6 protein-coding genes are annotated in these 6,588 nt (G+C 46.9%); 2 read left to right on the top strand and 4 right to left on the bottom strand.

Translation table 11 applies throughout. The features are described from left to right. Positions 1–369 precede the first annotated feature (369 nt). On the top strand, positions 370–2,337 hold the full coding sequence (locus BZG23_RS16140) for a methyl-accepting chemotaxis protein (protein WP_198532205.1): 1,968 nt from the start codon (positions 370–372) through the stop codon (positions 2,335–2,337). Between the two features lie 97 nt (positions 2,338–2,434). After that, positions 2,435–2,650: a TIGR02450 family Trp-rich protein gene (locus BZG23_RS16135; protein ID WP_077607529.1), complete on the top strand. Its 216-nt coding sequence runs from the start codon at positions 2,435–2,437 to the stop codon at positions 2,648–2,650. A 77-nt stretch (positions 2,651–2,727) separates the two neighbouring features. On the opposite strand, the gene BZG23_RS16130 is transcribed toward BZG23_RS16135, so the two are convergent. The 4 genes from BZG23_RS16130 to BZG23_RS16110 all read right to left on the bottom strand — a co-directional run bounded on the left by BZG23_RS16130 (position 2,728) and on the right by BZG23_RS16110 (position 6,466). Continuing rightward, positions 2,728–3,423 (bottom strand): VC0807 family protein, encoded by a 696-nt coding sequence (locus BZG23_RS16130; RefSeq protein WP_077607528.1) that lies wholly within the window; start codon positions 3,421–3,423, stop codon positions 2,728–2,730. Positions 3,424–3,687: 264 nt separating this feature from the next. Next, positions 3,688–4,065: a hypothetical protein gene (locus tag BZG23_RS16125; protein WP_046075740.1), complete on the bottom strand. Its 378-nt coding sequence runs from the start codon at positions 4,063–4,065 to the stop codon at positions 3,688–3,690. Between the two features lie 252 nt (positions 4,066–4,317). Further along, complete coding sequence (locus BZG23_RS16120; RefSeq protein ID WP_077607527.1) at positions 4,318–4,689, bottom strand: hypothetical protein; 372 nt, start codon at positions 4,687–4,689, stop codon at positions 4,318–4,320. Positions 4,690–5,104: 415 nt separating this feature from the next. After that, positions 5,105–6,466 (bottom strand): hypothetical protein, encoded by a 1,362-nt coding sequence (locus BZG23_RS16110; protein WP_241837233.1) that lies wholly within the window; start codon positions 6,464–6,466, stop codon positions 5,105–5,107. Positions 6,467–6,588 lie beyond the last annotated feature (122 nt).

Raw genomic sequence — 6,588 nt, 5'->3', positions numbered from 1 at the left:
GATCAGTCCTTCAGGCGCTTGCGTCCAGTCAGCATAGCCCGCACAAGGTTGTCGCGGTGCAGCCCGTCGGCCGCCCAAAGCGGATCGGCGTTTTTTCTCGTTCCCACGCATGAGCGTGTGCACGAGTTACACCAAACTCACCACTGAACCAAACCGAGTCACGTTCGTACAAGGTATCGTTATGTTTAACCGATGCAGTATCTAACGGGGTGAACCCAACCAATCCAACCAAGTGATGCAATAGCAAGTGGACGGCGGTCAAACCCCTCCATCGCGATCAGCACGTTTTGCGCGAGAAAACACACCYTCATGGTAATTAGACGACTCGCTGCTACGCTTATAGCAAATAGCAGTGCAGAGGATTTTGCCATGACAATCAGCCGTAAGATTAAAACCATGGCGCTTGCCCTTTTGCTGGGGTCATTTCTTACCATTTACCTGGTTATGGAGTGGGTAGCGAAGCCCGTTTTGCAAGAGCAGGCAGAGGCTGGCGCTCGGCAAACCGTCACAAACATTGAAGGGCGTATTGCCACGGCATTGAATGAAGGGGCAGTGTTGACCGATACTCTCGCGGCACTATCGGAAACATTGCCGTTAGATCGCGCCCAGTTTATTGAACGTCTCGAGCCCGTGGTCGATCACTACGGTAACGCCGCGATTGCGGGCGGTGGTGTTTGGCCTGAACCTGGTAAGCTAACACCGGGAAAAACACGTGATTCCTTATTTTGGGCACGTAATGCACAAGGCTCGCTGGATCTATTAGATGATTACAATGATCCCGTTGGCAGTGGTTATCATAACGAAAGCTGGTATCAAGCAGGCCGAGGCTTACCGGCGGGGCAATGCGCGTGGTCTGCCGCTTATGAGGATGCGATTTCTGGCACGCCCATGGTCACTTGCACAGTCGCAATTCGCCGAGATGGCCAGTTTTGGGGCGTTGCGACAATCGATTTGATGCTCTCCGGTCTGTCAAACTTATTAACTGACCAAAATGAGGCAACCGGAGGCTATGCCTTTGTGCTCGATCAAACCGATCGCATTCTGTCGTTTCCAGATGTGCGTTCTTCAAGCCTTAGTATGCAAAGCCTGAGCGACGCAAGTAGACAGTATCCTCGTTTATCCCCGCTTGTCTCGGCCTTGGACGCTGAGGAGCCAGTTTATCTGCCGGAAGGTGTGGTAGGCGATAGCCGGTCGCTCCTCGTGCAGGTTCCTTTACCGGAACAGGGTTGGACAGTGGGCATGTTGTTGCCTGAGGCAACGGCCTTGGCGGCGCTGAATCGAGTAAGTTCTGGCCTGTATATAACACTGTTACCGCTGGTGATTGTCTTCGCGTTAGTTGTGGTATGGCTCGGCCAGAGGCTCATCCGCAGTATCAAAGAGACGACTCAGCAGGTTAGCAGCCTATCGAAAGGTGAGAAAGGCGGTAAGTTGGAGATTGTTCGTGCTGATGAGATGGGCGAGCTACGGCGCGCTGTCAACGATTATGGCGCCCATCTTGAAAAAATTCTCGAAGACGTAGCGAGAGAAGCGATTGGCGTTAAAAGCAGTGCAAACGACTTACAGGCACTGAGCCAAGATTTGAGCGACCGAACGTCGGCGCAGACGAATGAGAATATCACGCTCGCCTCATCGATTAACCAAATGTCCGCAAGTGCCACCGAGGTGTCGAGCAATACTGCTACTGCCGCAGATACTGCCGAGGATGCATCGCACGTGGTGGCAAAAGGACAGCAAGCCGTCGATGAGAACAGTGACGCGATTGCCAAGCTTGCTACCACACTGAAAGAAGCCTCCTCTGTGATTGATAAACTGGCCTCAGATTCACAGCAGGTGGGAACGGTCCTTGAGGTCATCAAAAAGATTTCAGAGCAAACCAATCTACTAGCACTGAATGCGGCTATTGAGGCGGCGCGTGCGGGAGAGCAAGGACGTGGATTTGCAGTGGTTGCCGATGAGGTGCGCTCATTGGCCGCCAAAACGCAGGAATCAGCGGAAGAAATTGATGGCATGATTCATCAGCTTCATTCAGCGGCTAGCCAGGGCGTGGACGTGATTGAATCGAGTTATCAGTTGTCTCAATCTTCGGTTGAGCGAGCGAGTGTGGTGCGTGAGCACTTTGAAGAGATTGTCACAGCATTTGATAACATCAAAGAGCGCACCGTAAGCATTGCCACGGCATCGGAGCAGCAAGCGCATGTAACAGAAGAGATCAGTCAACTGGCGGATCGAATCAGGTCGTTGTCGGAGCAGAACGCTGAAGGGGCATCTGAACTCAAAGCAATGAGTGCTGATTCACTCGAACGGGCTGACCGTCTAACCCAAATTAGTCAATGGTAGCGTTCGTTTACCTTGTATTGCTATTCTTGAAAGGGCTGATAAGTCGAAACGAATGCATTCCTTGTCAGCCTCATCCGGTGTTTGTTAAGGGGCAATCGTGAACCAGATCAATCCAGCCAAGTTACGCAATACCAAGTGGACGGCGGTCAAACCTATTAATCGCGAGAAGCACTTTTTGGTCTCCGACGTTGAGTATGATGAAGACGGTGTGGTGGTGTTATGCGTGCTCGAGTCGGTGCTGTCGAAAAAAGAATATCCGATTGACTGGCGTGAGCTTAAAAGTGACGAGAAGTGGCGTCAAGGATGGAAGTGATAACGCAAGGGAGGAGGCTATCCTCCCTTTTTTGATCTGTTTTTGACCCGTTTTTGAAACGTCGCGCGTGGCGCTTGTTATTTCAGGTGGAAAATTTGCTCTGTTTCTAGCGATGTCATCGCGCGTATCTGACGCCAAATGTAGTAAAAGATGCCGAACATCATCAACATGCTAGGGATAGCAATCATCGGGTAGCTGTACAGCGTCATTTTGCCTAGCTCTTCATTAAACGCGGACGTGCCGGCAGGGCTGGTGACAATCCACGTGGCAAGGAAGTAGTTCATCGCCGATGAGAACACAAAGGTGCTAGCGAACAGGTAGTTTGACCACATCAAGCAGCGCTCAAAGGCGTCGGATTGCCCTTTTTCTTTTAGGCGCTGATTAATCAACGAGAGGTTGAGCACGGTGTCATTCAGAATTAACTTCTGCATCAGTGGGTAGCGGGTAAAGGTTGACCCTAACACCGCCAAGCCGATAAGGCCGGGGATCAGCGCCTCTTTTAAGGCTAACCAACGGGTATCGAGCTCGAGTAGGCCAATCCCGCCTGTCAGTAACACGCTGATAAAGCCCAGTGCTGCGATAAAATTGAATTTCTGGTTACGGACCAGATCCATCCCGCCGTAAGCGAGAGGAAAGGCCAAAGCGACGACCAGTGCCGTGGCTGTACCTAGGTATTCATCGCCGCTCAACTTCATCAGGATGATCGATGGGATGAAAACGTTGAACAGGATTTCAAACAGGGGACTCGGCTTTTTCGCGATGGTATTGCTCATAATGTGTGACTAACTCTACGTGATATCGGTTGTCATTATACTCTGCCAAGCAGTGTTCATCGACCCGCGTTCGATGTAAAGCGCAAAAGCGCACCGTTGTGTAACTATGTGTGAAATCAATAGGTGTGAGGGGGAGTGGTGTGCGAGCCTGAAACCTACACACTAGTAAAAATTAGCGCAGGGCTTGCAATCAAAAACTCCCACCATTCAGCTGTTGCCATATTGGTTATTCCAGAGTTTACACCATGAACAATGCAAGCTTTATCAATCTAAATGCTTAATCAGTTGAGAGAATAATGGTGTAATAATAAAGCTCCACATCCCAATACAATTAACCCACATGAAAACTTTCATTTTTTTAGGAAGTTTTTGTTTACGATTGTTTGTTATAGGATAACTTATCCAGTATAAAAGCAGACGTGTGCCAATCGAGTAGGGGGTTTGGTAGTAAGGTTTTAAATAGCCCTGTTCGGTATAGTATTTTTTTATATTTTGAGATAAATACTTATCCAGTAATACAATACGCTTAATATCCCCAAGAGTAATCAAAGAAAACATGATAATACCCGGGATAGACCAAACCGCAAGGTATCCCCCAAGCACCAATCCAATCATAGTAACAACTAATTCATATAATTCCAATCTGATATCTCTTTGCTTTAGTTAGTCAAATGACTTTTCAGATAAAAATATCTAACCCTCCCCTTCAAACTAGCTACTTGGCGCGCAGATACTTTCCATGTTTTAGTGTTCTGCGGAATTGATATTTGCACACTTCACTGAAGCTTTTCAGTCACTGCAAAGATGAATGCCCAAGACCAGACAGCAATCGAAGTAAAGGGTAATGCAGCCTATGGCGGCATAAGTTAAATTCGCTCCTGTAGTGCTCGGTGGTCAGTCTATCACACCGGACAACTTAGCCAGATAGACAATGATGCCCGAGAGAATAAGGCTCCAAAATCCTAAAAAATTGTACCACATAAAGGCTCTGAACTTCCATGAGTTGGTCGTTTGGCGATGTCGAATAATAGGGTAGGAAACACAGTATAGAGTAAAGCGATTGACGATTTTATAAGATAATTGATAATCAAGCCTGCTGTGAAGTTTTTTTACATCTTTAGCAAGTYGTTGGTCTATAAATTCAATGCGTTTGATGTCATTAAGCGCCAAGATTGCGAGTATTAATACGGCTGTTACAGCCCACAAAAAGGTGTATCCTCCAAAAATAAGTATTAATCCCATTATGAAAATATCGAGGGTATGCATGATTATTTTTTACATGAGTCAAATGGTTGTTAATTAATAATGCCTAAAATATCCGATAGGTATAGGAATAAAATACCTAGAGAGAAGCTCCAAAACCCAAAGCAGTTTATCCACATGAATAATTTAAATTTATACGAATTTGTCTTTTGCCTGTGACGAATCAATGGGTATGCAAAACAATAACACATAAATCTATTTACTATTGTATAGGAAAATTGATAGCGTAATGTGCTATGTAGCTTCTCATTATTCTTTGCTAGTTGCTGGTCTATAAACTCAATCCGCTTAATGTCACCAAGCGCCAAGGCCGCAAGTATAAACACTGCGGGTACTGCCCAAAGAAGAAAGTAACTACTAAAAATTAGCGCAGGGATTGCAATCAAAAACTCCCACCACTCTGCTGTTGACATATTGGTTATTCCAGAATCCACTCATAAACGTTGTAAGCTTTATCGCCCAAATATTCGCCGGCTTTGCCACCATAGTATCCGCTAGTAAGGCCGCCTACCACAAAAGCCGCTGGCACGGCGATTGCAATTACCGGTGCCGAAGCAATACCCATGGCTCCCAAAAGTAATGCGGTTCCGCCAGCCGCAAGTTGACCGCCAACTGTGCCTGCGGGGATTGAGCTCATAAATCCTCCGACTTTTTGTGCAGTTGTTCTCCCACATTCACCATAACTATCAACATTACAGGCTTCATAAATGCTATCTGCGACACTTGCACCACCTAGCATTAATCCAACGTAACCACCAGCGCGTGATGCATCTACCCCAATAGAGATATTCGCGATGCGCTTTCCGAGATTACTCACATAGCCTTTGCTAATAATTTCGTCAGCGTGATGAATGACGGATTTAGTTGAAAGCTTTAGGTTACGCCTAACTTGGGTATATAAGGGGAGTTTTACGCTGCGCTTGGACAAACGCGCGAATGAGTCATCAAGCTTTTTGAACAAGCTTGCGCGTTGAGCAAAAAACGTGGCACTGGGTTTGCCGTTCTTGGCCAAATCGTCGACATAGAGCTCATTGATCTCTGACAAGATGCCTTGAATGTTCTCTAGGTGTTTTTGAACAAACCCGGCGGCGATACCCACTCCGATAGAGGCATAATCATAATACTTACCGGACTCGCTTTCATCGATGGTACACAAGGCGTCGTCAGCAAAATAGTCAAGTAGCTCCAAATGACGATTAACCAATGAAAGAGAATCATCGCTCAGTTTTCCCAGCTCTAGGCTGCCTATTGCCGCTTCGCCTTGGAGCGCGCTTAGAGCCTCTTTCTCTTTAGTGGTTCTTGGCTCAGCGGTTGGAATAACAACGATCTCTCCTTCTCTCACGGGCTCGTTGAGATGGGTATTCGCTTGTTTGATAAGTTTTTGCTTTTCCTCAGGTGTATCGTCGGTAAATAGCGCTTTCCAAAGTGCACTCTGAGGTTGGGTTTTAGGCGATTGCATCCAAGCTAAATCAAATGCAGCAGCTTGTGTTTTTTTCCAGTTATCTTCACTTTCCTCAATCCGCGTTTTGCGTTGACGAGCGACCTTTTGTTGCGTGCTTTCTTGAACTGGTGCGGGTTCAGATGCAGCACTGATACTAGGAATAGAGCCACCACTGGCAAAGTTCTTTGCCTCTGTACGTTTAACGGCTTCTTTGCTTTCTTGCATCAATCTTTGATTGACACAAGCCGCACAGTTACATGTTTCAGGGTTTTTGAAAAATGGACAACGATAAGACTGTGTCGATGTGAAGAAAGTCATCTGTGTTTTCTCTTGAGCCAACTAAGCGGGTATCACCAGTGAGCAAAGCATATTGCTCAATCCCCTCAATGGAATGGTCAAGGGGGTTATGATTATTTTTAGCGGCCAATGCTAGCAAAATTCGCGACAAAAGCTCGACTCAA

It is taken from the genome of Salinivibrio sp. ML290 (assembly GCF_001995695.1).
Taxonomy (GTDB): Bacteria; Pseudomonadota; Gammaproteobacteria; order Enterobacterales; family Vibrionaceae; genus Salinivibrio; species Salinivibrio siamensis.
Note: the sequence above shows the minus strand (reverse complement) of the source record. Positions and strands in the feature narration are given on the sequence as shown.